This is a genomic window from Gordonia terrae (genome assembly GCF_001698225.1).
GTDB lineage: Bacteria > Actinomycetota > Actinomycetes > Mycobacteriales > Mycobacteriaceae > Gordonia > Gordonia terrae.
The window spans coordinates 4,565,515-4,591,754 of record NZ_CP016594.1 but is presented as its reverse complement, the minus strand read 5'-3'; the positions used below and the strand labels follow the sequence as shown (position 1 = coordinate 4,591,754).

Below are 26,240 nucleotides of genomic sequence, written 5' to 3'. Positions count from 1 at the left end.
CTGATAGTGATTTCTCATCGGACATGTGAGGTGACCATCCGTTAGCAGTTGACCGTGTGGCATTCGTGTCGCACCGAGGCGGGACTCCACCCGTCGGTCGGCGCAAGCGAATACCAGGTGGTCACCCGGCCCCCGCATCCCGACCCGGTCCGGTCGGCGCAGGCCCATCGAGGGCGATGCGGGGGCCGTTCCATGTCCGGGGTGCGCGGAGTGGATACCCATACAGGGTAGAAGTAGTCCTGGCGCTGGTACCCCTGGGGGGTATAGTCTCGGGTCATGAACACGCATCATGACCATCCACGTGCAGCGGCGTCGCCCACCGCGGACCACGCACATCGCGCTCAGCCCGCACCCGGGCACGGCGGCCACGATGAGCACGCCGACCATGGCGGTCACGGGGACCACGTCGAGCAGTTCCGGCGACTGTTCTGGATCATGCTCGTCCTGGCGGTCCCGACCGTCGGCTTCAACGACATGTTCGCCGACATCCTGGGCTACGGGCTGCCCGACGCCGACTGGGTGCGATGGGTGTCGCCGCTCTTCGGCACCGTGCTCTACCTGTGGGGTGGACGTCCGTTCCTCGCCGGCGCAGCCGGCGAGATCCGTTCTCGTCGTCCGGGGATGATGCTCCTGATCGCCCTGGCGATCACCGTCGCTTTCGTCGCCTCCTGGGGCTCGACGCTGCATCTGTTCGGCCACGAGCTGAACTTCTGGTGGGAGCTGGCGCTGCTCGTGGTGATCATGCTGCTGGGTCACTGGATCGAGATGCGTTCGCTGGCCCGGACGACATCGGCCCTCGACTCACTCGCCGCGCTCCTCCCGGACGAGGCCGAGAAGGTCGACGGGGACGAGATCATCACGGTGTCGCCCGCTGCCCTGGTCGTCGGCAACGTGGTCATCGTCCGGCCCGGGGCATCCGTGCCCGCCGACGGCGCCATCATCGACGGCTCCGCGAACATGGACGAGTCGATGGTCACCGGGGAGTCCGCCCCCGTCCGGCGGGAGATCGGCGACGGCGTGGTCGCCGGTACCGTCGCGACCGACTCCGGACTGCGGGTCCGCGTGACCGCGACCGGCGACGACACCGCCCTGGCCGGTATCGGGCGTCTGGTTGCCGACGCGCAGGCCTCCTCATCGCGCGCTCAGCGGCTCGCCGACACCGCGGCCGGGTGGTTGTTCTGGTTCGCTCTCGGCGCCGCGGTGGTGACCGCGATCGTCTGGACCGCGGTCGGGTCGCCCGACGACGCCGTCGTCCGCGCGATCACGGTGCTGGTCATCGCGTGTCCTCATGCGCTGGGTCTGGCGATCCCCCTCGTCGTCTCCATCGCCACCGAGCGGGCCGCCCGCGGTGGGGTCCTGATCACGGACCGGCTCGCGCTCGAGTCGATGCGCAATGTCGACGCCGTGCTCTTCGACAAGACCGGCACCCTGACCAAGGGGGAGCCGACCGTCCTCGAGGTCGAGCCGGTCCCGGGACAGGATCGGCGTCGGGTGCTGACCCTCGCGGCCGCCGCAGAGGCGGCCAGTGAACACCCGCTGGCCTCGGCGATCATGCGTGCCGCGCGGGCCGACGGTATCGATCTGCCTGTCGCACAGGGCTTTTCCTCGTCACCTGCGGTGGGGGTGTCCGCGTCCGTCGACGGACACAGCGTGCGGGTGGGCGGACCGAATCTGCTCGACGAGCAGGGCCTCGACGAACTCCCCGTCGCGTCGTCGTGGCGTGAGCAGGGGGCGATCATCCTGCATGTGCTCGTCGACGAGCGTGTCGCAGGGGCGATCCGGCTCGCCGACGAGGTCCGTCCGGAGTCGCGTGCGGCCGTGGACGAACTCCATGCCCTCGGTGTGCAGGTCGTGATGATCACCGGCGACGCGCAGGCCGTGGCCGACGACGTCGCCGGCCGGCTCGACATCGATCGCGTCTACGCCGGGGTCCGGCCCGAGGACAAGGCGGCCACTGTCGCCGAACTCCAGCGCGAGGGACATCGCGTGGCGATGGTCGGCGACGGGGTCAACGACGCGCCCGCCCTCGCGCAGGCCGACGTCGGCATCGCCATCGGCGCCGGGACCGACGTGGCTATCGGTTCGGCCGGGGTCATCCTCGCCTCGTCCGATCCGCGATCGGTCCTGTCGGTCATCGAGCTGTCGCGCGCGAGCTACCGGAAGATGGCGCAGAACCTCTGGTGGGCAGCGGGTTACAACCTCGTCTCGGTACCGCTGGCCGCCGGCATCCTGGCGCCGATCGGTGTCGTCCTCCCGATGAGCGTCGGCGCCATCCTGATGTCCGCGTCGACGGTGGTGGTGGCGCTGAACGCGCAGCTGCTGCGTCGACTCGATCTGCGACCCGGCTCCGTGGGAGCGCGCTCCGGGCGCAGGTAGACAGGATGCGGTTGCCGGTGACCAGCGTGGTGATTCGCGTAGCGCAGTACTCGCGAGACCGGGGCGTGGAAGCGCTGGAATGAGAACACAGCGAGTCCACGGCGCCCGTCGGGGTGCCGAGAGGAGAAGGTGCGATGGTGGCTACGAATATCGCCACGGTGGTCGGAGAGGCGAACCCCGGTCGCCATCAACCCGGGGTGGGCGAACGGTACTGGGGTCCGGGCGATCCGGACTTCGGAACGGCGGTGGCGCCCCGCTTCGAGTTCGCCGATCCGCACGCCGCCGGGTTGTTCCACGCCAGGGACAGGTCCGGCGACTTCGGTGACCGCGTCACCATCGGCAACCGTGGCGAGCGCGATGCGGCCGTCGTGGTCCTGCTCGCGGACGGCCGCACATACCTCGACATTCTGGTCCCCGGTTCGGAAGTCCCTCTGCCGGAGGGTGATTCGCTCACCTACGTCCAGGCGCCGCGCACCGCCGACGGCCGGCCGGTCCTGTACGGCGCGGTGTGGGTGCGAGACGGACGGGTGATGCCGGTGACGCTGCCGATCCCCACTCGGCACGAGTTCCTCGACCACCTGTACCTCACTCCGTGGAGTCCGGAGTGGAACGGCGGTGTCTCGGGCCGACAGATTCTCGACGCCGCGGCGGCGGGCATCTCGTATCAGTACCGGACGGGCGGTTCGACGTTCCTCGTGCGCAACTCCGGCCGCGACTGGATCGGTGTGGTGCATCGATCCGGTGCCGACCTCACCTTCGTCGAGTGCCCGCCGGGAGGCCGCGTCGGTTTCGACCTGTCCCCGCATTCCGCGCGCGCCGAGGTGTTCTCGGTGGTCGGACGCCGCATCGGCGGCACGGCGGGGCACGGACCGTACATGTCGCGGTCGGGAACGGTACATCCCGGGTGGGCGGGGCGCCCGGGTGAGGCAACCGCGTACGGGTCCGTCGTCGTCATGCTCGGATCGCCCGTCTACAGCGCACTGCCGAAACGGTATCTCTACATGGCGTTCTCGGATCGGCGACCCTCCGAGGCTCGCTTCGCTCGCACCTCAGGGAGCAGGGGGCCGCGCCGCCGGAGCGGGGCGAGTGTGCGTGCCGCCATAAGCGTGGAGAGTGTGCGTGGCGCCGGGAGCGTGGCGAGCGGTACGACTGTGCGTGCCGCCGGGAGCGTCGATGAGGTGGATCAGCCGACGTGTCGGCGGAGCTTGGCGGACAGCCGGGGTGTGAGATCCCCGTCGGCGTCGACGCGCTCCTCGACGTAGGCGAGGTCGCCGTCGGCGACGAGGCCGTACAGACGTTTGGCACCGCCGGTGCGCCGGCCCGACTCGGCCTTGATGACGACGTCGGTGGCGAGTTCCCAGGTGGTCTGGTTCAGCGGGGTGCCGTAGAAGAGTTCGACGGAACCCTCGGCGTGGGCGAGCAGCAGTTCGATGGTGTCGTCCTCACCGATCCGCCAGAATCCGGATTCGCGGAGGTCGGGCCGTTGGTAGGCGGCGTCCTCGTCGATCACCCACGAGCGGGACTCCCAGGCGAGGAAGTTCTGACCGTCGTGCGAGACCACGACCTGCTGCGCGAAGTGATAGTCGGTGTCGGTCTCGGGATCGTGCCCCTCGCCGTCGCCACGCCACACACCGACGAGCGGCAGGAGTGCGAGCAGGCCCGGATGCAGATCGGCCCCGAGACGGAGATTGGCGGTGTCGGCGGGAAGCGGCAGATCGTCCCACGTGGGGACGTTGCGTTCACGGCTGCCGGACTCCACGGCCCGGGCCTCGGCCTGATTGATCGCCTCGTCACCGGACCGGCGGGATTCGGAGACGGCATCTGTCGACCCGTCGCCGGACGGCTCCGGGGCGGATGGGCCGTCGGCCGTGGTGCCGCCGGGTGGGGACGTCACGACTCGTCGGTCACCAGGCGGTACAGGGTGTAGACACCGAACCAGGTGATCAGCACGGCGGCCAGGATCAGCAGGATTTCGAAGAAGAGGACCACGAGGGAAATTCTAACCCCGGCCCGGCCCGGACGTTTCGCGGGGCCGGAACGAGACAGCCCGGTCACCGCGGATGCGGTGACCGGGCTGCCGGGGACGAACTGGCCGTCACTATGGAGACGATGTCTCCGGCGTCACTTCGAGACGGTGATGTCCTTCTCGTGGATGCCGGGGCCCTCGGGGCTGATCGTCACGTCGCCGTTGCCGACGGCGGACAGGGCGCGCAGCGTCCAGGTGCCGGGGGCGGCGAAGAAACGGAAGTCGCCGGTGGGCGAGGCCACGACCTCGGCGGTGAACTCACCGGTGGAGTCGAGCAGACGCACGAAGGCGCCGGCGACGGGCGAACCCGAGCCGTCGGTGACCTGTCCGGTCAGGACGACCTCCTTCTCGACGTCGACGCCCGCGGGCAGCTTCTGTCCCTGCTTGGGTGCAGCACACATATCTCTTACTTTCCTTCTCCGAGTTCGATCGGGACGCCGATCAGCGAGCCGTATTCGGTCCAGCTGCCGTCGTAGTTCTTGACGTTCTGGTGACCGAGCAGTTCCTTGAGGACGAACCAGGTGTGGCTCGAGCGCTCGCCGATGCGGCAGTAGGCGATGGTGTCCTTCGAGCCGTCGAGGCCGGCCTCACCGTAGAGCTCGGCGAGTTCCTCGTCCGACTTGAAGGTGCCGTCCTCGTTGGCAGCCTTGCTCCACGGCACGCTGATGGCGCCGGGGATGTGGCCGGGACGTTGGCTCTGCTCCTGCGGCAGGTGAGCCGGCGCCAGGATCTTGCCCGAGAACTCGTCGGGGCTGCGCACGTCGACCAGGTTCTTGACGTTGATGGCGTCGACGACCTCGTCGCGGAACGCGCGGATGCTCAGGTCGGGCTCGCCGGCCTTGTAGGTCGTGGCCGGACGGCTGACGGAGTCGGACGACAGCGGACGGCCGTCGAGTTCCCACTTCTTGCGGCCACCGTCGAGGAGCTTGACGTCGTTGTGGCCGTACAGCTTGAAGTACCAGTACGCGTAGGCGGCGAACCAGTTGTTGTTGCCGCCGTAGAGGATCACGGTGTCGTCGTTGGCGATGCCGCGCTCGGACAGCAGGGCGCCGAACTGCTCGGCGTCGACGAAGTCACGGCGGACCGGATCCTGCAGGTCGGTCTTCCAGTCGAGCTTGACGGCGCCGGCGATGTGCCCGCCGTCGTAGGCCGAGGTGTCCTCGTCGACCTCGACGAAGACGGTCTTGTCGGCATTGAGGTTCTGCTCAGCCCATTCGGTGCTGACCAGGACGTCGGAACGTGCCATGGCGGTGTCCTTTCCGGTGCATTTGTGATGGTCGTCGATCAGATGGTGGAGGTGGAGAACAGTGAGACGCGAGAAGGATTCCCGCGTTCTCGGCGGAGATGATGAGCGCGGGTGACGGCGCACGGAATCGAGGAATCGATACCTCGGTGGAGACGCCCCCGTACTCATCGACGGTGTGGGCGACCGGCTGCCAACGCAGCGCGGGTGGTCACACCGTCAACGGCGAGTGCGACAACAACAGTCGGCGACACGACAGAAGTCGATCGCCCGGCGTCGTGTGAGCAGATACTCACGGCGCTGCTGCATGCCCACGAGGGTACAACAGAGTCGATCGGGCCCCCAACGGCCGGGGTCGTTTGGCGCCCGCATCCACGACAACTGTCTGAACTGCTCAGAGTCTGTTCGGGTGACCCTCAGAAGCGGTCGGGTCGGACCGCGGCCGGGCCGGAATCGCCGACCAGCTGGACGTCCCCGCCGAAACTCTCCGCGCGCTCGGCCGCGACGTCCCAGGCCATGGGCAGTCGGGGGAGCGTCATGCTGAACCGGTCGAGAACCGCGGCGCGCATGTCGGGCGCGATCTCGGCGTCGACGTGGCGTTCGGGGCCGGTGTAGAAGCCGGTGGCCCGGATGTCCAGTGCGCCGTCGACCACGCCGAGGTCGACGGACACGCTCACGCGCACCTTCGGTCCGTCGTAGGCCGACGCCGACGGTGGCTCGGCGGGATCGAGTCCGTCGCCCGGCGGCAGCGCGACGGTGCCGGTGAACACGACGCCGCTGGTGCGGCTGACGGTGCCGTCCTGAGGGCCGCCCGCACCGGCCTTGCCGTCCGGCCCTGGCGTGCTCACGGTGAGGTCGACGATGCGCAGATACCGCGCCAGGGTGACGGCGTCGAGGCGGGTGTAGGCCGAGATCGAGCTGGTGTGGAGAACATCACTCGCGGTAAAACCGCTGCCGTCGGCGACGTCGAACGGGCCGAGAGCGGCCCCCAACTCGCCGCGGCAGACGCCGCGGGCGGGCTCACAGCCGGGCAGCTCGACGCCCCGTGCGGCGATGGTGGCGCCCGCGAAGTGGCCGGCGGACGACTGGGAGGTGAACGGGAACCCGGCGATGGTGACCTCGGGATCGACAGTCACGCGGGGGGATTGGGCGATGGCGCGGGAGAGCTGGTGTTCGCCGCGGACCGCGGCCGCGACGTCGACGCCGACAGCGACCCCCGTTGCGGCGAGCGCGGCGACAACGCCGATGACAAGCACTTTCCGGATGCGCGGCATGCTCGGCCGATCACCCTCCCCGTCGTCGTCATCCGGCGGTCGAGGTCGCCTTGTTAACAGCCAACCGCCCCGGTGGCGCTATTCTGTCACCTATCCCGCACACGTTGGTAAGGCGGCGTAAACAATCGCCGAGCGCAGGTGTGGGTGGCGTTCACGTCGTGGTGAGCGATCTGGATGGTCCGGGACGGGGACGAACGAGATCGGAGTGCTGGGTGGATCTCTTGTTGTTGACGGCCGACCCGAATCCGGAGTCGGTTTTGCCGTCGCTGTCGCTGCTCGCGCATACGGTACGGACCGCTCCGACCGAGGTGTCGTCACTCATGGAGGCGGGCAACGCCGATGTCGCGCTGGTCGACGCGCGCGCCGATCTCGCGGCGGCTCGCGGACTGTGCCGTCTGCTGGGCAGCACCGGCTCCTCGGTGCCGGTCGCGGCGGTGCTGACCGAGGGTGGGCTGGTCGCGGTCAACGCGGACTGGGGCATCGACGAATTCCTGCTGCCGGGTACCGGCCCGGCCGAGCTCGACGCCCGGCTGCGCCTGCTCGTGGTGCGTACCCGCGGGGTCGCTGCGGAGGAGTCCTCGGGCAAGGTCACGCTGGGTGAACTCGTCATCGACGAGGGGACCTACACCGCGCGCCTGCGCGGACGTCCGCTCGACCTGACCTACAAGGAGTTCGAACTCCTGAAGTACCTGGCGCAGAACGCCGGTCGCGTGTTCACCAGGGCTCAGCTGCTGCAGGAGGTCTGGGGGTACGACTTCTTCGGCGGCACCCGCACCGTCGACGTGCACGTCCGGCGCCTCCGCGCCAAGCTGGGCAGCGAGCACGAGTCGCTGATCGGCACCGTGCGCAACGTCGGGTACAAGGCAGTACGCCCGACGCGCGGTCGGGCGGCCGCGGCGGCGGACACCGACCTGTCCGACGACGAGCCTGCGGGACCGGCCGGGTCCGGCCCCGACGACTTCGACGGTGCCCTGGATGGTTCCGACCCCTTCGACGAGGAGTTCAGTGCAAGCGCCGGGAACTGATCGCATCCAGATCCATCAGGGCGCGCTGCCCGACGACGTGGCGGACTTCGCTCGTCGTCTGGTCCGCGACGCGACCACGGCCGACGGCGTCGCACCGCTGTCGGAAGGTGCGGTCACGGCGATCGACGCCCCCGACGGGTCGCCGACCGTCCATGTCTGGTCAGGAGCGGGTTACGCCGTCATCGTCCCGGGCCGTGACGGTGAGCCTGCGATGATCGAGGCGGTCGTCGACCCGGCGCATCGGCGTGAGGGGCACGGCCGGAGGTTGCTCGATGCGGCGTTCGGTGCCGCACCCGTTCCCGAGTCGGGGGCCGGCGTGCGGGTGTGGGCGCACGGCGACCTGCCCGGTGCGGTGGCGCTCGCGGCATCGATGGGCCTGACGAAGCGCCGTGAGCTCCTGCAGTTGCGCCGTCCGGTGGGGGCAGGTCACGAACTCCCCGAACTGGTCGTCGACCCGACCGTCGAGCTGCGGACCTATGCCGGGTCGTCCGACGACGCCGAGATCCTGCGCGTGAACAACGCCGCCTTCGACTGGCATCCCGAGCAGGGCGGCTGGTCGCCGGAGCAGATCCGCGAACGGGTCGAGGCCGACTGGTTCGACCCGGAAGGTCTGTTCCTCGCCGTCGACCGTGCCGGCGATGACGACACCGGCAGGCTCCTCGGCTTCCACTGGACCAAGCGGCACGATGCCGATCTCGGTGAGGTCTACATCGTCGGGGTCGATCCCGCCGCTCAGGGGCGCGGGCTCGGCCGCCTGCTGACGCTTGCCGGACTGCATCACCTTGCGCGCGCGGGAGTCTCGGAGATCAACCTCTACGTCGAGGGCGACAACACCGCCGCGCTGCACACCTACGAGCGCCTCGGGTTCACTCGATACGCCGTCGACGTCGCCTACGGCTGAGTCTCACGCGCCTCGACGTCCGAGGGCGGAACCGATGGCATCGATGACGTCTCCGATGTGCGGTTCGCGAACCACGGACAGATGATTGCATTCGAGGCGGAGGACGTCGACGTCACCGGTCACGATGTGGCGCCGCCAGATCGACGGTTCGTCGTGGTTCTCGGTGCCCTGCACCACCAGGACCCGCCCCGAATACGGCCGCGGACGATGCAGCCGCGCGACGCGGACGCCGAGCTCCTCGAGAGCCTGCGCGTCGGCCGTCGGCGAGGTCTTCACCACGCCCGCGAGGGGAACGCGAATACGTCGTCGCCACAGTTCCTTCCGCGGAAGCGGCTCGTACACGGGGGTGGTGCTGAGGGACGGATCGGCGCGCTTGGCGCGAAGGAGGACGCGCGGCGGGACGAATGTGTCCACCACGACGACCAGATCGACACGATGCCCGTCGGACTCGAGGCGCCGTGCGGTTTCCAGGGCGATGAACCCGCCCAGTGAGTGGCCGACGAGGACATAGGGTCCGTCGGGTTGGAGTCGGCGGAGGTCGCGGAGATGCCGGCGGACGGCGGCGTTGACCGTCCAGTCCGGGATCCCGCGGGTGTCCAGGCCGTGCGGCGCGAACGCGTACACCGGTCCGACGTCGTCGAGTTCACCGATACGGTCGGCGAACGGCACGAAGGTGAGAGCCGAGGCGCCCGCACCGGTGAAACAGAAGACAGGTCGACCCGGGCCCCGGCGCAGCGGGATCGTCGTCGGCGCAAGACGGATGCCCGGCCGGGTCCGCGAACCGGTGCCCGACCCGCCGGTGCGGTCGGCGATGATCGTCGCGAGCTCTGCAACGGTCGGCGCGGAGGCCATGTCGGACTGGGTGAGCGATGCGCCGTGGGATGAGTTCAGGCTCACCATGATCTGCTGAATCGTCAACGAATCCGCGCCCAGCGCATAGATGTTCTCGTTCCGACCGACGACGTCCAGCGCGAGTTCACGCGCCCAGGTCGCGGCGACGGACGATTCGAGCTCGCCTGCCACCGGCTCGATGTGCCGTCGGGGTTCGGGCAGGGCCGTGCGATCGACCTTGCCGCGGGCGTTGCGGGGCAGGTCGGACAGTTCGACGATGTGCGTCGGGACCATCCACGGCGGCAGCGCATCCCGCAGGCGGGCACGCAGGGCGGCGGTCGGCGGTGTGCGCCGGCTGCCTTCGGGGACCACGTAGGCGATCAGTTCCACTGTCGCGGAGGGGGTCTCGCGCGCGATCACGACGGCCTCGGCGAGGTCGCCCTCGCGTAGGAGTGCGGCGCTGACCTCGGCCGGCTCGACGAGGTAACCACGGATCTTCACCGCGTCGTCGGCACGCCCGAGCAGGATCAGGTCGTCGCCGTCGAACCGTCCCTTGTCGCCGGAGTGGAACGTCCGCACGCCGTCGTCGTCGACCGAGAACCGGCCGGCGTCGCCCGCGGGGTCGAGATAACCGAGAGCGATGTAGCGCGACGAGATCGACACCCGCCCGGACGGGTCGATCGTCACCGTCTTGTGGAGCGCCGGGGTGCCCGCGGGTAGCGGCCCGGTTCGGGCGGGATCGCCGGCGCGGACGTCGAAGTGCCCGATCGCATAGGTCTCCGACGAACCGGCCCAGTTGGTGACGGTCGCTTGCGGTGCCAACGCGAGTGTGGCGGTGGCAGTTTCACCGGTGAGCGGTTCGCCGGTGGTGATGATCCGCTGCACTGTCGCCCACGCAGGGTGCACTGCGCCCGACGCCCCGGCGCGAACGAGCGAGCGCAGCAGCGACGGGGTGAGGAAGGCCGTGTGGATCTCGTCTGCCGCGATCATGTCGAGCAAGTCGGTCGGCGTACCCTGCCGCGGATCGGCGACGAGGACATCGCAACCGCTCAGCAGTGAGCCCATCAACACGTTGAGACCGCCGCCGAAACTGATCGGCATGCACAGCGCGACGCGCAGCCGGTGTGCGAGCCCGAAACGCGCTCGCATGAACATCGAGTCGCACAACCACATCGCGCCGGGTTGCAGCACACCCTTCGGGGTTCCGGTGGAACCCGACGTGAACTGGATGTTGGTGACCTCGAAGGCCGTGTCGGTCGGGAGGAGTGGGGCGCCGCGGGTACCGGACGGGATGGCCGCATCCGATGCCGATGGAACGTCGACGAGGACGTCGGTCGTCGCGGCGACCATGAGTCCGACTCGGTTTCCGCTGTCGCGCAGCCTGTCCAGGTGATCGTCATCGGCGACGGCCAGGCCCGGTGGCCGGCCATGGGTGTGCAGCGAGGCGAGTATGGCGTCGATCCGGTCCGCGGGCAGCGCCGTGTCGAGCGTGACCAGAGGTCGCCGCGTCAGGACGATGCCGAGGACCACGGCGACGGTGTCCGGGGACAGGCCGAGCTGAACGACCACCGGACCCCGCTCGCCGGGTTGCAGCTCGTGGATCCGTCCGGCGACACCACGCGCGGTGTCGAGGAGCGCGCGATAGCTGATCTCGGTGCCCTGCAATCGGAGCGCGATCGCGTCCCCGAAACGGTCGGCGGCCGCCGCGAACGCATGCGCCAGCCCGCCGGCCAGCTCGGGCTGGGCGGTGCCGGACTCGGTCGCGGGGAACGCGGCGACGAGGCCACGAGTGGAGTCGATGGTCATGGTGTGGTCGTCCTCGCCGAGAGCTCGGCAGCAGTGGGGGCGGGGGTCAGGGCCTGGCGGATGAGCCGGAGACCGGGAACGAGCAGCAGGATCACGACGGCGACGTTGGCCGTGAGATAGACGTAACCGACGCCGATGATGCCCCAGTGGTCGGCGCCGAAGACGATGCCGCACAGCACGATCACACCGAACACGCCCTGCACGCCGACGGCGAGGCGGAGCTTGCGGCGGACACGGGCGAGCGCCGTGTAGATCGTCACGAACGACACGGTCGGCAGGGTCAGCGCCATGAGACGGATCAGATCGGTGCCCTCGTCGGCGTATTGGGGTCCCATGATCGCGAGAATCCAGGGCGCGGTGACGAACAGGACGACGCCGCCGATGACCCCGGCGCCACCGCACAGGGTCATGAACCGGATCGTTGCCGACCGGAGATCGGCATCGGGCTCCGCGGCCTTGGCCACGAAGGGCGCCGACGTTGCGTGCAGGAGGATCGCCGCGGTGTTCACGACGAGCCAGCAGATCGAGAAGTAGGCGTTCATCTCGGTTCCCAGGCGAGCGACGATCACGAGCGGCACGATGAGGGGCACGACCACCCCGACGGCCGTGATCCCCAGTGAGCCGGCATAGAACTGGGCGATCTCGCCCGGCCGCGGAAGTGTGCCCGGGCCGGTCATCGAGCGGGCGGTACGACGGATCGCGCTCAGGCCGACCCACGCCGCGATCACCGCCGCGGGCAGGACCCAGGCCCAGAAGACGGCGAATCCGGTCGCAACCGGGATGAACGCCGTCACCAGGACCAGTTTGATGGTCGACTGTGAGATGTTCTTCGTGGCAACGGTTCGCGAGCGGCCCAGGCCGATGAGGGTCTGATCCTGGATGGCGAATATCCCCAGCACGGCCACGAAGAGCGGGAACAGCCAGGTCTCCCACGGGCTCATGAACAGGGAGTCCACCGGCCCGAGAAAGACGAAACCGAGTCCGAGTAGGAGTGCTGCACCGATGATCACGAGGCGCCCCGACGCGATGATCCGGGGCGCGTTGCCCCCTGCGACAGGGAGAAAGCGTTCGTAGAGGCTGCCGATGCTGAGGTTCGACAGGGTGGCCAGCAGGGTCGCCGAGGTGATGAGCGCGGACGCCCGACCCACGTCGGCGGTGGTGTAGCCACGTGCGGCGATGGTCCAGAAGACGAATCCGAGGACACCGGTCGCGAGACTCGACGTCATGACGGCCATGATGTTGAGGCCCACGCCCGTCTGGTCGCCGAGGAGCCCTCCGGTGTTCCTGGTGAATCTCCTCGGCCGGACGCGCCGCCGGGTGACGGATTCCGCCGGTGTCTCGATCGGTCGAGGAGATCGTCGAGACGGCGTGTGCGCGTCGAACACTGACTTCTCCGATCGTGATCCGGCGGACGGTGAATCTGGCGGGACGCGCGGATCCGAGATGAGGGTAGCCTATCCTGAAGTTGGCTTTCCACTCAGTGGTGTCAAATGACGCGCGAGGCGGATGGCGCGCAGATCTCACGGGGGCCATCGCTCGTACCGATCCGACTGCGCGAGTCCGTTTTAGGCGGTTCGTATGAAGCTGATCACAAAGTAAGAGCAGCCTAACCTTACTGGTTATGCTTCACTCGCTGAGCGTCGTGGGGGCGCTTCATGACTCATGATGATGCGATTCGCGCTGGAGGTATGGTGACCGACTTGATCGACGCTGGGAACGGCACGGGGGGTGCAGATCCGGCGGTGCTCGACGACATGACCGAGTTCGAGAACGAACTCGACGTCCACCCATCGGATGGCGTGGAAACGGGGGAGCGGGTCGCGGAGATCGCCGGCATCGGCGACGTCTCCGCGGCCGAGGTCGTCGAGACCGCGAGACCTACTGTCACCGTGGTCATCCCGACCCGCAACGAGGCGCTCAATCTGCCGTATGTGGCCGAGCGGATGCCGCCCGTGGACCAGATCGTCGTCGTCGACGGCGCGTCGGTGGACGGGACCGTCGACGTCGCGCGGACGTTGTGGCCCGATGCGGTGATCGTCTCGCAGACCCGTTCCGGCAAGGGAAACGCGCTCGCCTGCGGCTTCGAGGTGGCGACCGGTGACATCATCGTCATGATCGACGCCGACGGCTCCACGGACCCCGCCGAGATCCCCGACTTCGTCGGTGCGCTCGTGGCCGGCTCCGACCTGGCGAAGGGCAGCCGCTTCTCCCTGGGTGGACACAGCGACGACATCACCGCCTTCCGCCGTGCCGGCAACAAGGGCCTGAACTGGCTCGTGAACCGGATCTTCGCCACGTCATTCGCCGATCTCTGCTACGGCTACAACGCATTCTGGCGCCGGCATCTCGAGGTCCTCGACCTTCCGCTGACCGATGTCGACGAACCCCAGTGGGGCGACGGGTTCGAGATCGAGACGATCATCAACGTGCGCATGGCGCGGAGCGGTCTGACGATCCGTGAGGTCGGCAGCCGCGAGTCCAAGCGAATCCACGGACGCAGCAACCTCAACGCCCTGACCGACGGTGTGCGCGTCCTCCGGACCATCGGTTTCGAGCGTCGCCTCCACCGCGACCACAAGGCGTCGGCTCTCCGCTGAGCGGACCGAGAGCGCTTCTGCCGCAACGGTGGACGCCCCGCGTGACGAACGCCGGTGACCGTGAGGTCGCCGGCGTTCGGCGTCGGGAGCAGTGATCCTCGCGAGCCCTTCGTGGCTCGTCGCCATCGCTCCTCGCACCTCAGGGGACAGAGGGGGTCGATCGCTTGTGCTCCTTGCACCTCAGGGGGCAGAGGGGGTCGATCGCTTGTGCTCCTCAGTCCTCAGGTGGCGGAGGGGGCGCTCTTCTCAGCTCAGGGGGCGGAGGGGTCGCGCTGGGGTTCGAAGACGAAGATCGCGGTCTCGCCGTCCTCGTGGACCATGCGCCACCCCGGCGCAACCCGAAGAGCGGCTTCGAGTTCCGCCGCCGCGTCGGGACGGTAGGTTCCGTAGTACGCGGAGATCCGGCGCGACTGCTCGGTGAAGGTGACGTAGGTCGGCATGTCGGACTGGTCGACCTTCCAGAAGAGGTCGCCGAGCTGTTCGGGACTGGGGAACGTCATCCGGTCGCCCGCGAGGTCGAAACTGAGCGGGTAGTCGAAGTAGGGGTTCGCCAAGGTCATCGGCGCGTAGTTGCCGTTCGTCCGGGTGGGCATGCCCGCCGGATGCAGTGAGATGAACCGGGTTCCGGGTTCGGCGTTCTCCGTGATGATGTCGATCGCCTCGTACTGTGGGCGGGTCTCGACGATCAGCGGCCACAGCGCCACATAGGAATACATGCCGGCGAGGGTCGTCGCGCAGACGAGTACGGCGGCGCCGGCGGCCCGCAACCGGGCCCCGGCACCCCGCGAGAAGCCGGTGAGCAACCAGACCAGGGTCGGTGCGATCAGCAGCGCACAACCGAGGAGCCCATAGAGATAGACGCGGAAGATCGCCTCGCCGCCATAGCTCTGGCCCAGCAACAGGGCGAGCGCGGAGAACGCGAGCACAGCGAGGGTGAGCCAATGTGCGCGCCTGCGGCGCCGGCCGATCAGCGCGCAGACGCCGGCCGACACCACGACCCCCGCCGACAATCCACGGCACACCATCGAGGTGGTCTCCTTGGCGGGCACGCCGGCCATGGTGAAGTTGCTGGCCGCGTTGTCGATCGGGTTGCCGCCCGACAAGATGCCGTACGGGGCAACCGCTTCCAGATTGGCCAGCAGATAGGCACCGGCGATGGCGACCATGATGGCCACTGCCCACCACGGTCGCACCCGGCGCAGGATGACCAGCAGGATGCCCGCCCCGAGTACCCAGAACGGTGTCAGCTGATGACTCGGCACGATCGCCGCGAATGGGATGATCGCCAGGACTGCGGCGCGCGCGGTGCGTCGCGACGCCAGCAGGAGGGCGATCGCGCCATAGGCCAGCACGAGCGCCCATGCCTGGGGTGCGAAGTAGTCCTGACCGACCCAGTTGACCGCCTCGACGAGGAAAGCCGCTGTCAGCGAGACGATGCGACTCATCGACAGGGTGCGCGCCGTGGCGTAGACGATGACCGCGAGGAGTACGTGGACGACCGTCGCGAAGAGATGCGCCAGCACCATCGGATCCAGTCCCGTCACGTCGCAGAACCAGGCCCCGACCACGAAGAAGGCGGGCCACTGGGCGTAGATGTCGGTACCGCTCGGGGTGAGGGTGCCGGTGTCCTGGATGTAGTCGACGACCGCGAGGTGTTTGTATGTCCAGTCGTAGAGCGGCATCTCGGTGCCGAGCCAGGTGGTCACGCGGCTGACGACGATCGAGGTCCCGATGGTGATCACGAGCCCGGCGGAGCTCCGGGTGGCGATCGCGACGACGGCAGCGGCCGCGGTCAACAGGGTCGCCGGGATGAGCAGGCGCCCGCTGCCGGAGAACAGCAGACCGTAGTAGCTCGCGTCGACGCCCGGGAGCGTCGGCACGGCGATCGCCCACAACGTCAGCGCCGCAACGCAGAACGCAACGGACACACGGAACCCGGTCGACCGGAGGGCGGGACTGCGGAACGCGGTGGCCCCGCGGCCGGTGAGTCGGGTCCGTAGCTCCGGGAGGTCGGGGGTCGGCGCGTGCGTCCGTCGACGAAACGCGATGCCCGACGCCAGCACCGCCGCGCTGCCGACCACCAGGAGGACTGTCGGCTGCCACCACGACGCCCAGATGGCGGCGATGGTGACCAGGGTGGTGAGCGCCAGGCCGAGCGTCGGTACGGCGGCGAGTCGGGTGCGCCGCGGGAGTTCCACCCAGGTGCACACGGCGGCACCGGGTCCACAGATCACGAAGAAGCCCACCGACAATGCGCTGAGCACCGACGGCAGCGGCAGCGCACCGACGAGTCCGGCGATCGCGGCGACGACGCCCAGGGTCGCCACCGACCCCGAGCGGCCGGCCGTCGCCGTGGTACTCACAGCGCCGGCGTCGGAGAGACGCGACGGTGCGGCCTCCGCGGCGGCAGTCACGCGGATCCCTTCGCCAGCGGCTCGGCGCGACGGCCACGAAGGCGCTCGCGAACCAGCGCAATGGGTCCGCCGACGACCGACAGCACCTCGCGCCGGCCTGCCCGGGCCGCGACACCGTCGGCGATGGCCGCCGGTGGTCTGGTGATCGCGCCATAGGCGACACCGGCTTTCGCGACAGCGCGCGACCGACGCCGGAGCACGCGCAGGGCGAGTGCGAGATGGTGTCGGTCGGTGGCGACCTTGGTCAGCCACGCACCGAGTCCGACGCCGTAACCCCGCGACTGCTCCAGCAAGGCGTCGTCGGTGCTGCGATGCCGGTGCCAGATGATCGAATCCGGCTCGTTGGCCAGCGCGTGGCCCGCCGTCAGGATTCGGAAGAACATGTCGATGTCCTCGCCACCCCGTGTCCGGGTCCCGGCCCCGAGCGCCTCGTCGAACCCGCCCAGCGACAGCGCGATGTCCCGGCGGATCGCGAAATTGGCACCCGTGCCGTAGACCCCGATCTGGAAGGGGAACAGCGGCAGATCCGATGGTGGCTCGGCGAGTGAGAAGACCCGAGCCCGCATCGAATCCGCCCACGACACCCGCCAGTCGAAGTAGACCTGCGACCGAGTCCGCAGTTCTCCGCTCGGCACCATGCCGCACACGCATGCGATCTCCGGCGACCGGGCGAAACCCTGGGCCAGCCCCAGCAACCACCCGGTGTCGGCGACGACGTCGTCGTCGGTGAAGGCCACCAGGTCGTGAGCGGTGGCCAGCAGGCCGGCGTTGCGTGCGTTGGACAATCCCGCGACCGGCTCGGTCACGATCCGGAACCGCGGGTCGTCGAGGGACTCGACGACCTGTCGAGTGCCGTCGGTGCGGGGCGCGTTGTCGACGACGACCACCTCGTAGTCGGGGTAGTCCAGTCGTTGCAGTGACTGCAGCGCATCGGCCAGCATGCCGGGGCGCTCGTGCGTGCAGACGACGACACTGATCGGCGGTAGTGAGGCACGTGAAGGTGGCTCGGGCAGTGCGTACGGTGCGACCGGGACCCGCACCAGGCCGCCGTCGATCGGTGCGTCGACGAACCGGATGGGCACGGAGCCGTGTCGGAGGAGAACCCGTGCGCGCCGATAACCCGTGGCATCCAGTGGGACGCAGGTGACCGACCCGTCGGGCGCCGATCCGGGAGTCCGGTCGCCGTCGGCGATCTCGGTGACATCGAGTGTCCCGACCCAGGTGGCACCCGCCCATTCGGGGGCGCCCTCGAGCGGCATCGCGGGATTCAGCGGAACCGGGGCCGGGTCGGTGGTGTCCTCCGCCGCGTCGTTGACGTAGTCGGTTGTCACGGTGCGGTCACCCGTACCCAGTCGACGAGCATGGTGTTCTCCGCGGGTGTCGTGTCGTCGGTCGGTCCGGGCCAGTTGCCCCCGACGGCGAGATTGAGCAGTAGGTGGAAGGGCTGGTCGAGGACCCAGCGTGCGTCCGGCGCGAGATCCCCGGGTTCGACGACGAACAGCCGCTGGTCGTCGATCCCGCTCTCGATCCGGCCCGGGAGCTTGTTCAGCCAGTAGGTGCGGAAGGTCGAGGCCAGCGGCCCGGCGGGGACGCCCGACCTCGAGATGTTCTGTCCCCGTTCCGAGGACGTCTGCGGTACGTGGACCCCGGTGTGGAATTCCGGTGCCTGATCGAGCGTCTCGATGATGTCGATCTCACCGGCCGCGGGCCACCCGACCTCGTCGATGTCGTCGCCGAGCATCCAGAACGCGGGGTGCAGACCGGTGCCGGCGGGTACGGCGATGCGGGCACTGATCCGGCCGTAGGTGACCGAGAGCCGATCCTTCGTCGACAACCTCGCCGAGGTGTAGCCGTCCGGTCCCCGTCGTGCGGTGATGGCCAGGTGTCCCTGGCCGTCGATCCGGGCGTTGGCGGACGAGTCGGTGTAGACCTGCGACTCGTTGTTGCCCCAGCCTCCGCCGCCGGTCATCATCTGCCAGGGGCTGCCCGGTGCGCGCGCGGGGCCGTCGAACTCGTCGACGAAGATCACCTCGGGTCCGGTGTCGGGCTCGGCCAGGACGGTCGGTACCGAACACGCGGACACCGCCGTGGCCACCGCCGCGCCCATCGACGCGAGCAGCCTGCCGGGCCTCATCGGGACACACCTCGTCCGCGGCCGGCGAGCCCGAAAGCGTATCCGGCGCAGGTGAGCACGAAACCGGCGACGAGCGCGCCGACCCGACTCGGGGTCCGACGATGTCGCCAGACCCCCGCGGGCAGCACCCTGGTGCTGTACCTCCGCTCGCTCGCCAGGGCCTCGCCGCTGCCGGCCAGTTCCGACAGGATCGCCTTCGAGCGCCCCTCCTGGTAGCACCGATGGGCGAAGTAGCCGAACCGGGCGCGGTCGTCGGTCACCGTATGTGTGACTCCGAAAGCCTTGTCGCGCAGGATCTTCGACGACGGGTCCCGGCGCCGCAGGTCGATACCCATGAGGGTTTCCTCGCACCCGGCGGGCAACGTGCCCTGTCGACCGAGTCGCGTCGAGAAACCACCGATCTCGATCAAGGCGGCCCGGCGGACGGCCATGGCGGCGCCGATCGGGTTGCGGATCGGCGCGCCGTCACCCGGAAGTCCTCGGTAATCGCAGCCGACCACCCACCCGAACTCCTCGGGGAACCATCGGGGAGCGGGGGAGTCCCACAGTGCCACAACGGCTCCGCCCACTGCCACGACGTCGGGGTCCGAGCATCGGGTTCGGACGGCCGCCAGTGCGCTCGGGGCCGGACACGCGTCGTCGTCGATGAAGACGACGACGTCTCCGCCCGCAGCGGCCGCGCCGGAGTTGCGCGCATCGGACAGCCCGCGGGCTCCGGTGTTGGCGCACACGATCGCGTCGGGATGGGCGGCTGCCAGGTCCGCGCGCAGGGATTCGTTGTGATCGACGACGACGAGGAGTTCGTCCTTGGGACCGAGTTGCGCTCGTACTTCGACGATCGCGGTGTCGAGTGATCGACGCCGACGCTCGGTGTAACAGCAGATGATGACCGACAACGTCGGTTCGGTGCGCGCCGCGGCGTCGAGAACGGGGATGCCCGGTGCGGGGGTCATCGGGTCGGCCGCTGGTTCGGCAGGGTGGGAGGACAGCACGTTTCGGCCTTCGATAGCTCGGATCAGGTGGAGTTCACGGGTGGGACGGGGGACCGGTGGACGTCAGGGCACCCCGACGATCCGTGCGGCGTGCCCGGCGACGGCTTCCATCGCCGCGCGAATGCGTGCCGGGTCGAAGACGTCGTCGCGGAAGGCAGCGGTCATGGAGATCCCACCCCCCACGAAACCGGTCGTCACCGTGATCCCGGCTGCCGACGGCGGTGTGGCCACGGCGATGACCGCGGCGCGGGCGGAGTCGGACCACTGCCAGCCGCGCTCGCGGCCCGGAAGGTGGCCGACGCTCGAATGCAGCAGTTCGGCACGGACCTCACCCTCGACCGGGACGTGGATGTGTTGACCCGGCGACGCCGACCGGTGGCTGTGGCGACGCAGCGTCTTGATCGTGGCGACGGCCAGGTTGGCCGTCGGACGCCCCATCCGGGCCGATGCGGTCATCGCGCGTTGCAGCGCGGGGGCCGATGTCGTGTGATCGACCGGAAAGCTCAGTCCGGCAGAGAAGTTGGCGTAGGTGCGCATCCGGGCGGGTAGGTAGGTGCGGACGTCGAAGGGCAGTGTGACCATCGGGTCCAGCCGGACGCCGGCCTCGGTCAGTGCCTCGACCAGGGCGACCGTACAGACGGCGAAGAGTCCCGTTTTTGGCATCGACGACGTCCGCGCGGCGCGGATCGCATTCACGTCGGGGGCCGCGATGTGGACATTCGCCGACACCGGCCGCCGTGGTGGGACCGGACGGTTCGTGAACGCCGACTCGGCGGGTTCGCGGTGAGACCGGAAGCGCAGGAGCGAGGCGACCCGGCGCGGGTCGGCCACGGTGAGTGCGGAGGCGACCAGCAGGGGTGAGACCGCCGGCCCCCGGCGAGGCAGTGTCGACGGGTCGACCGCGCCCACGATGACGTCGACGATCAGGTTGAGCAGGGTGAGGTCGCCGAGTCCGTGGTCGTAGTCCAGCGCGAGATGGTCGCCCGCCAGCACGATCCGTAACGGCCTGTGCGGCAACGCGTACAGCTCCTCGAACAGGCGGGCCGGGTCCGTGCCCGGCGCCGGGGGCGGTGCGTCGGCGACCGAGTCGGCCGCTGCCTCGGGATCGAACACCCAGTCCCGTCGATGGGGCGAGGGCAGGAGTCCGACGCGGGTGTGCGGGCCCAACCGCGCCAGGCGCACGATCCGCTCGGCTGCCACGGCGCGGGACGGAAGGTCGAGTGGGCCGATCACCAGTGCCGCTCGATTGTGCCCGTGCAGCAGGTCGATCGCCGCGCAGCGGAAACGCGAGAGCGTGCCGGGTCGGGGTGCCGCGGGGTCGACGTTCCGGGGGGTCGAAGGCGGGGTGGGTGAGGGTGTGGCCATGAGTACGATCCGCAGAACTATAGCAAGGCTTGCCTAAGTCTCGATTGTCGGGTTACGCAGATCACGTACGATCGCCTCCAGGCAGGTAGCACCCCGTCTGCCTTGGCCAGTTCACCCGCAGTTCATCTTTTGTAGGGGATCAGTCCACCACGCCCCCATAGCTTTCCAATCGGACACTCCGGACCCGACGCCAGTCGGCGCGGAGAACGCGAACGGAAAGGCAACACCAGCGGTGAAAATCAATCGGAACGGCGCCCTTGCGTCGGTGTCGGCGATTGCGGCACTGACCCTCGTGACGGCGTGCGGTGGGGGAAGCGAACAGACGGTCAGCGGCGAGGGCTCGACCGCGCAGCAGAAGGCCATGGAGCACTTCAGCCAGGTCCTGACCGACAACACCGACATCGTGCTCGACTACACCGGCAGCGGCTCGGGCGATGGCATCAAGAAGTTCATCGCGGGCGACGTCGACTTCGCCGGCTCGGACTCGGCCCTCAAGGACGACGAGGTCACCGACGCCACCGCGCGCTGCAACGGCAACGCCCCGTGGCACCTGCCGCTGGTCGTCGGCCCGGTCGCGGTCGCCTACAACCTCGACGGCGTCGAAGACCTCAAGCTCAACCCGAGCGTCATCGCACAGATCTTCAACGGCAAGATCACCAACTGGAACGACCCGGCCATCGCGGCGCTGAACCCGGGCGTGCAGCTGCCCGCGACCGACATCGTCCCGGTCTACCGTTCGGACAGCTCGGGCACCACCGACAACTTCCAGCGCTTCCTGGAGAACTCGGCTCCCGCCGACTGGCCGTACGAGCACAGCAAGGAATTCGCTCCCAAGGGCGTCGGTTCCGGTGCTTCGAAGTCGACCGGCGTCGGCGACACCGTCAAGAAGACCCCCGGCTCGATCACCTACGTCGAGTGGGGCTTCGCCACCGAGAACGACCTCGGCGTCGCCCAGGTCGACTTCGGTGCCGGCCCGGTCGCCCTGAACGCCGAGAGCGCGGGCAACGCGCTCGAGTCGCTGGCCTTCAAGGATCCGGCCAGCAAGGACCTCGTCGTCGACACCGACGCCCTGTTCGCCTCCAAGGCCCCGGGCGCCTACCCGCTGCTGCTCACCCCGTACTCGATCGTCTGCTCGGCAGGCTACGAGGACGAGGCCACCAGCCAGACGCTGAAGGACGCCTTCACCGCGGTCCTGAACGACGGCCAGGCCGGCCTCGAGGAGATCGGCTACGTGCCGGTCCCCGACGCCTTCAAGGCCAAGCTGCAGGGAACCATCGACTCGCTGTCCGGTGGGTCCGGGAACGCCTGATCAACCCCATCTGATCGCGTGCGCGGGGCCGCTTCGGTTGCGGCCCCGCGCACGTGGTTGACACACTGACACGACATTTCGCGTGTCCACGAGACGGCGGGAAGTGCCCCAATGACCAGAGCCGAATCACAAGAAGGACGCATGACCTCGCTGAGCAAAGAGGGTGGCGCGATCCCGCCGGACACCGGCGAACGCCAGACCCCCGGGTCATCGCCCGACCAACCCGAATCCTCGCTCCACGCAGCCGCACATCATCGCGTGGCCGACCGGGTGTTCCGCACCCTCGCCGTCGGCTCGGGCTTCGTGGTCTCCATCGTCATCGCACTGATCGCGCTCTTCCTCCTCGCGCAGGCGATCCCGTCGCTGGCCAAGAACGAGGAGAACTTCTTCACCTACACGGGTCAGTGGATCACCAGCGGAGATCAGCTCGCCTTCGGCATCCCGCAGCTGTTCTATGCCACGGTCGTGGTCTCGGTGATCGCGCTGCTGATCGCCATGCCCGTCGCGCTCGGCATCTCCATCTTCCTGACCGAGTACGCACCGAAGCGATTCGTCGGGCCGATCACCTACACGGTCGACCTCCTCGCCGCGGTGCCCTCGATCGTCTACGGCCTCTGGGGCATCCTCGTCCTCGGTCCCGCTCTGGTCCCGGTCAACGAGTGGCTGGTCGGGAACCTCGGCTTCCTGCCGTTCTTCCAGCAGCCCACCCAGGTCGCCAACATGAGCACCGGCGGAACGCTGCTGACCGCGGGGATCGTGCTCGCGGTCATGATCCTGCCGATCATCACCGCGGTGACCCGCGAGGTCTTCATGCAGACCCCGAAGGGTCACCGGGAGGCCGCGCTGGCGCTGGGCGCCACCAAGTTCGAGGTCGTGAAGGTCGCGGTGCTGCCCTTCGGGTTCTCCGGATACATCTCCGGGTCGATGCTCGGCCTGGGCCGCGCACTCGGTGAGACGATGGCCCTGCTGCTCATCATCTCGACCGTCGGACCCATGAACTTCAACCTCATGGAGAGCGGCGAGACCTTCGCGACGAAGATCGCCAACAACGCCGCCGAGTTCGACTCCCCGGCCAAGACCGGCGCCTACATCTCCGCCGGCCTCACCCTGTTCGTCCTGACCTTCATCGTCAACGCCGCCGCCCGCGCGGTCGTCGCCGGAAAGAAGTGACCATGTCTGTGACCACGACAACTTCCGCGGCCGACCCGGTCAAGAAGCCCTCCGGCTTCACCCCGATGTCCGGGCGCAGGCGTTTCACCGACGGGGCCGTGCGCGCCGCCGTGATCGCCGCCCTTCTGCTGGCGCTGGTTCCCCTGCTCTGGCTGGTGTTCACCCTGGTGTCGCGCGGTATCGAGACGATCGTCGACATCGACTGGTGGACTCAGGCCGAGCGGCGCGGCGGGGCGGCCAACGCGATCGTCGGCACCCTGATGCAGACCGCGCTCGCCGCGGTCATCTCCATCCCGCTGGGCATCTTCGTCGCCATCTACCTGGTGGAGTACGCGACCAAGAAGTCGCTGCTGGCGCGGGTCACGACCTTCATGGTCGACATCCTCTCCGGTGTTCCGTCGATCGTCGCCGCTCTCTTCGTCTATGCGGTGTGGCGGACCACGCTCGGACTTCCCCGGTCGGGCTTCGTGGTGGCCATCGCGCTGGTGCTGCTGATGGTTCCGCTCGTGGTGCGCGCCACGGAGGAGATGTTGAAGATCGTGCCGCAGGACCTTCGGGAGGCGTCGTACGCGCTGGGCATCCCGAAGTGGAAGACCATCGTGAAGATCGTTCTCCCGACGGCGCTGTCGGGCATCGTCACCGGCGTCATGCTCGCCATCGCCCGCGTGATGGGCGAATCGGCGCCGGTGCTGATCCTCGTCGGTGCCACCCGGGCGATGAACTGGAATCCCTTCGACGGCAACCAGCAGTCACTGCCACTGATGATGGTGCAGCAGTACAACAACGGACCGGGCGCGTTCGACCAGGTGTGGGGCGCGGCACTGACACTGGTGATCCTCGTCGCCATCGTCTACTTCGGTGCCAAGGCGGTGTCGAAACTCTTCGCCCCCAAGACCTCCTGACCTCCTCACCCTTCTCGGGTCATCTTTTCCAGAACGGACCACTGCCATGGCCAAGCGCCTCGACATCAAAGACCTGAACATCTACTACGGCGATTTCCACGCGGTCAAGGACGTCACCCTCGAGGTCCCGCCGCGTTGCATCACCGCCTTCATCGGCCCGTCGGGCTGTGGCAAGTCGACGGTGCTGCGAACCCTCAACCGCATGCACGAGGTGACCCCGGGTGCGTACGCCAAGGGGAGCGTGCTCCTCGACGGCGAGGACATCTACGGCAAGACCGTCGACCCGGTCAGCGTGCGCGCGACCATCGGCATGGTGTTCCAGCGGCCGAACCCGTTCCCGACCATGTCGATCCGCGACAACGTCGTCGCCGGTCTGCGCCTGCAGGGCGTGCGGAACCGTTCCCAGCTCGACGACGTCGCCGAGAAGAGCCTGCGCGGCGCGAACCTCTGGGAAGAGGTCAAGGACCGTCTGGACAAGCCGGGGGGCGGACTGTCGGGTGGACAGCAGCAGCGTCTGTGCATCGCCCGCGCGATCGCGGTCTCGCCCGACGTCCTGCTCATGGACGAGCCGTGTTCGGCGCTCGACCCGATCTCCACGCTGGCCATCGAGGATCTGATGGGTGAACTCAAGAAGGAGTACACCATCGTCATCGTGACCCACAACATGCAGCAGGCGGCTCGCGTCAGCGATCAGACCGCGTTCTTCAACCTCGAGGCAGTCGGCCAGCCCGGCCAGCTCGTCGAGATCAACGACACCGAGACGATGTTCTCCAACCCGACGAAGAAGGAGACCGAGGACTACATCTCGGGCCGCTTCGGCTAGAACCCGACGCGAGACCGACAAAGCCCGCTCACCCATCCGGGGAGCGGGCTTCGTCGTGCGTCACATGTTGAGCAGCAGGATCGCCAGCAGGGCGACCAGCGATGCGGTCACACCCAGATACGCGAGTATCTTGCGGCGGTGGGCGGCAGCCTCGGCGTCCTCGTCGGTCACCGCATTGAAATCGGGCTCGGTCGGATAGTGCTGGGCCATGTCCGCCACCCTAACGACGACCTCGGCGCGTGTGAAATCTCGCCGGCCTCACTTCGGGCACAGTTCTTCACGAACGTGAAAAGAGGCCGAGTTCAGTGTCGGAAACTGAATTCTCGGCCTCTTTCGGTGTGGTCCTCTGCTCGACGATCCGCGTCGAGCGAGGGAAATCACCCCACGCTCTGGAACTGCTCCGGGGTCTTGCCGGTCGCGGTGAACACGACGCGACGGCCGATCAGGACCGCGTGGTCGGCGAATCGCTCGTAGTAGCGGCCGAGCAGCGTGACGTCGACAGCGGCCGCGACGCCGTGCTTCCACTCGCGGTCCATGAGGACGGTGAAGAGATGGCGGTGGAGGTCGTCCATCGCGTCGTCGTCCTCCTGGAGGCGGAGCGCGGCCTGCGGGTCGCTGGTGACCAGGACCTCGTGCGCGTTCTTCGCCAGCGTCACCGCCAGGCGACCCATCTCGGCGAAGTAACCGTTGACCTCTTCGGGCAGCGCCTTCGCCGGGTGGCGACGACGGGCGACCTTCGCGACGTGCAGCGCCAGGGCGCCCATCCGGTCGGCGTCGGCGACGATCTGGAATCCGCTGACGACCCCGCGCAGATCGCCGGCGACCGGCGCCTGCAACGCGAGTAGCGCGAAGGACTGTTCCTCGGCGCGGGCCGTCAGCTGGCTCATCCGGTCGGTGTCCCCGATGACCTCTTCGGCGATGGCGAGATCGGCCTGCAGCAGTGCCTGCGTGGCGCGCGCCATCGCGGTGCCGGCGAGCTCGCACATCTCACCCAATACCGAGGTCAAGGCCTCGAGTTGCTCTTGGTAGGCGGTACGCATGTTGCCAGGATA

The 26,240-nt window shown here is 68.6% G+C and carries 22 protein-coding genes; 9 read left to right on the top strand and 13 right to left on the bottom strand.

Annotation, left to right across the window (positions count from 1 at the left end; all coding sequences use genetic code 11):
• The first annotated feature begins 276 nt into the window (after positions 1-276).
• Together BCM27_RS20300 and BCM27_RS20295 are read left to right on the top strand one after the other, a co-directional pair.
• On the top strand, positions 277-2,376 hold the full coding sequence (locus tag BCM27_RS20300) for a heavy metal translocating P-type ATPase (protein WP_033205057.1): 2,100 nt from the start codon (positions 277-279) through the stop codon (positions 2,374-2,376).
• A 134-nt stretch (positions 2,377-2,510) separates the two neighbouring features.
• A complete protein-coding gene (locus BCM27_RS20295) occupies positions 2,511-3,638 on the top strand; it encodes a hypothetical protein (RefSeq protein WP_004022027.1) in 1,128 nt (375 codons plus the stop codon).
• Here the strand turns inward: BCM27_RS20295 and BCM27_RS20290 are convergent.
• The 4 genes from BCM27_RS20290 to BCM27_RS20275 all read right to left on the bottom strand — a co-directional run bounded on the left by BCM27_RS20290 (position 3,560) and on the right by BCM27_RS20275 (position 6,919).
• On the bottom strand, positions 3,560-4,270 hold the full coding sequence (locus BCM27_RS20290) for a heme-binding beta-barrel domain-containing protein (RefSeq protein ID WP_004022026.1): 711 nt from the start codon (positions 4,268-4,270) through the stop codon (positions 3,560-3,562). The genes BCM27_RS20295 and BCM27_RS20290 overlap by 79 nt on opposite strands.
• A 227-nt stretch (positions 4,271-4,497) precedes the next feature.
• A complete protein-coding gene (locus BCM27_RS20285) occupies positions 4,498-4,803 on the bottom strand; it encodes a DUF1416 domain-containing protein (protein WP_004022024.1) in 306 nt (101 codons plus the stop codon).
• 5 nt (positions 4,804-4,808) lie between these two features.
• Positions 4,809-5,648 (bottom strand): sulfurtransferase, encoded by an 840-nt coding sequence (locus BCM27_RS20280; protein WP_004022023.1) that lies wholly within the window; start codon positions 5,646-5,648, stop codon positions 4,809-4,811.
• A gap of 413 nt (positions 5,649-6,061) precedes the next feature.
• Positions 6,062-6,919, bottom strand: a complete 858-nt coding sequence (locus BCM27_RS20275) for an LmeA family phospholipid-binding protein (protein ID WP_004022022.1) — start codon at positions 6,917-6,919, stop codon at positions 6,062-6,064.
• A gap of 212 nt (positions 6,920-7,131) precedes the next feature.
• Between BCM27_RS20275 and BCM27_RS20270 the strand changes: the two genes are divergently transcribed.
• Together BCM27_RS20270 and mshD are read left to right on the top strand one after the other, a co-directional pair.
• Complete coding sequence (locus BCM27_RS20270) at positions 7,132-7,944, top strand: winged helix-turn-helix domain-containing protein (protein ID WP_004022021.1); 813 nt, start codon at positions 7,132-7,134, stop codon at positions 7,942-7,944.
• Positions 7,895-8,845: a mycothiol synthase gene (gene mshD, locus BCM27_RS20265; protein ID WP_081487021.1), complete on the top strand. Its 951-nt coding sequence runs from the start codon at positions 7,895-7,897 to the stop codon at positions 8,843-8,845. Before BCM27_RS20270 ends, mshD begins: the two co-directional genes overlap by 50 nt.
• A 3-nt stretch (positions 8,846-8,848) precedes the next feature.
• On the opposite strand, the gene BCM27_RS20260 is transcribed toward mshD, so the two are convergent.
• Positions 8,849-11,482: an alpha/beta fold hydrolase gene (locus tag BCM27_RS20260; RefSeq protein ID WP_004022019.1), complete on the bottom strand. Its 2,634-nt coding sequence runs from the start codon at positions 11,480-11,482 to the stop codon at positions 8,849-8,851.
• Positions 11,479-12,732 carry a lipopolysaccharide biosynthesis protein gene (locus tag BCM27_RS20255; RefSeq protein WP_004022018.1) on the bottom strand — a complete coding sequence of 418 codons (1,254 nt, stop codon included), beginning with the start codon at positions 12,730-12,732 and terminating at the stop codon, positions 11,479-11,481. The genes BCM27_RS20260 and BCM27_RS20255 overlap by 4 nt, the downstream gene beginning before the upstream one ends.
• Before the next feature lie 438 nt (positions 12,733-13,170).
• On the opposite strand from BCM27_RS20255, the gene BCM27_RS20250 reads away from it, so the two are divergent.
• Positions 13,171-14,079 carry a glycosyltransferase family 2 protein gene (locus tag BCM27_RS20250; protein WP_033205054.1) on the top strand — a complete coding sequence of 303 codons (909 nt, stop codon included), beginning with the start codon at positions 13,171-13,173 and terminating at the stop codon, positions 14,077-14,079.
• Between the two features lie 251 nt (positions 14,080-14,330).
• Here BCM27_RS20250 and BCM27_RS20245 read toward each other — a convergent pair whose 3' ends face one another.
• The 5 genes from BCM27_RS20245 to BCM27_RS20225 form a co-directional block, all read right to left on the bottom strand.
• Positions 14,331-16,493: a hypothetical protein gene (locus tag BCM27_RS20245; RefSeq protein ID WP_004022016.1), complete on the bottom strand. Its 2,163-nt coding sequence runs from the start codon at positions 16,491-16,493 to the stop codon at positions 14,331-14,333.
• The gene (locus BCM27_RS20240; RefSeq protein WP_004022015.1) at positions 16,490-17,824 is read right to left on the bottom strand and encodes a glycosyltransferase family 2 protein; all 1,335 of its coding nucleotides are present in this window, start codon (positions 17,822-17,824) and stop codon (positions 16,490-16,492) included. The genes BCM27_RS20245 and BCM27_RS20240 overlap by 4 nt, the downstream gene beginning before the upstream one ends.
• Positions 17,821-18,600, bottom strand: a complete 780-nt coding sequence (locus BCM27_RS20235) for a glycoside hydrolase family 16 protein (RefSeq protein WP_004022014.1) — start codon at positions 18,598-18,600, stop codon at positions 17,821-17,823. The genes BCM27_RS20240 and BCM27_RS20235 overlap by 4 nt, the downstream gene beginning before the upstream one ends.
• Before the next feature lie 23 nt (positions 18,601-18,623).
• On the bottom strand, positions 18,624-19,619 hold the full coding sequence (locus BCM27_RS20230; protein ID WP_004022013.1) for a glycosyltransferase family 2 protein: 996 nt from the start codon (positions 19,617-19,619) through the stop codon (positions 18,624-18,626).
• Positions 19,620-19,682: 63 nt separating this feature from the next.
• Complete coding sequence (locus BCM27_RS20225; RefSeq protein ID WP_004022012.1) at positions 19,683-20,984, bottom strand: hypothetical protein; 1,302 nt, start codon at positions 20,982-20,984, stop codon at positions 19,683-19,685.
• 232 nt (positions 20,985-21,216) lie between these two features.
• Between BCM27_RS20225 and pstS the strand changes: the two genes are divergently transcribed.
• The 4 genes from pstS to pstB all read left to right on the top strand — a co-directional run bounded on the left by pstS (position 21,217) and on the right by pstB (position 25,188).
• Positions 21,217-22,293 (top strand): phosphate ABC transporter substrate-binding protein PstS, encoded by a 1,077-nt coding sequence (pstS, locus tag BCM27_RS20220; RefSeq protein ID WP_004022011.1) that lies wholly within the window; start codon positions 21,217-21,219, stop codon positions 22,291-22,293.
• A gap of 141 nt (positions 22,294-22,434) precedes the next feature.
• Positions 22,435-23,463 carry a phosphate ABC transporter permease subunit PstC gene (gene pstC, locus BCM27_RS20215; RefSeq protein WP_004022010.1) on the top strand — a complete coding sequence of 343 codons (1,029 nt, stop codon included), beginning with the start codon at positions 22,435-22,437 and terminating at the stop codon, positions 23,461-23,463.
• A gap of 2 nt (positions 23,464-23,465) precedes the next feature.
• Positions 23,466-24,365 (top strand): phosphate ABC transporter permease PstA, encoded by a 900-nt coding sequence (pstA, locus tag BCM27_RS20210; protein WP_004022009.1) that lies wholly within the window; start codon positions 23,466-23,468, stop codon positions 24,363-24,365.
• A gap of 46 nt (positions 24,366-24,411) precedes the next feature.
• Positions 24,412-25,188 carry a phosphate ABC transporter ATP-binding protein PstB gene (pstB, locus tag BCM27_RS20205; protein WP_004022008.1) on the top strand — a complete coding sequence of 259 codons (777 nt, stop codon included), beginning with the start codon at positions 24,412-24,414 and terminating at the stop codon, positions 25,186-25,188.
• 60 nt (positions 25,189-25,248) lie between these two features.
• Here the strand turns inward: pstB and BCM27_RS25910 are convergent, their stop codons facing one another.
• Positions 25,249-25,398, bottom strand: a complete 150-nt coding sequence (locus BCM27_RS25910) for a hypothetical protein (RefSeq protein WP_004022007.1) — start codon at positions 25,396-25,398, stop codon at positions 25,249-25,251.
• A gap of 167 nt (positions 25,399-25,565) precedes the next feature.
• Positions 25,566-26,228, bottom strand: coding sequence for a phosphate signaling complex protein PhoU (gene phoU / locus BCM27_RS20200; RefSeq protein ID WP_004022006.1), 663 nt, complete (start codon positions 26,226-26,228; stop codon positions 25,566-25,568).
• Positions 26,229-26,240: the final 12 nt, after the last annotated feature.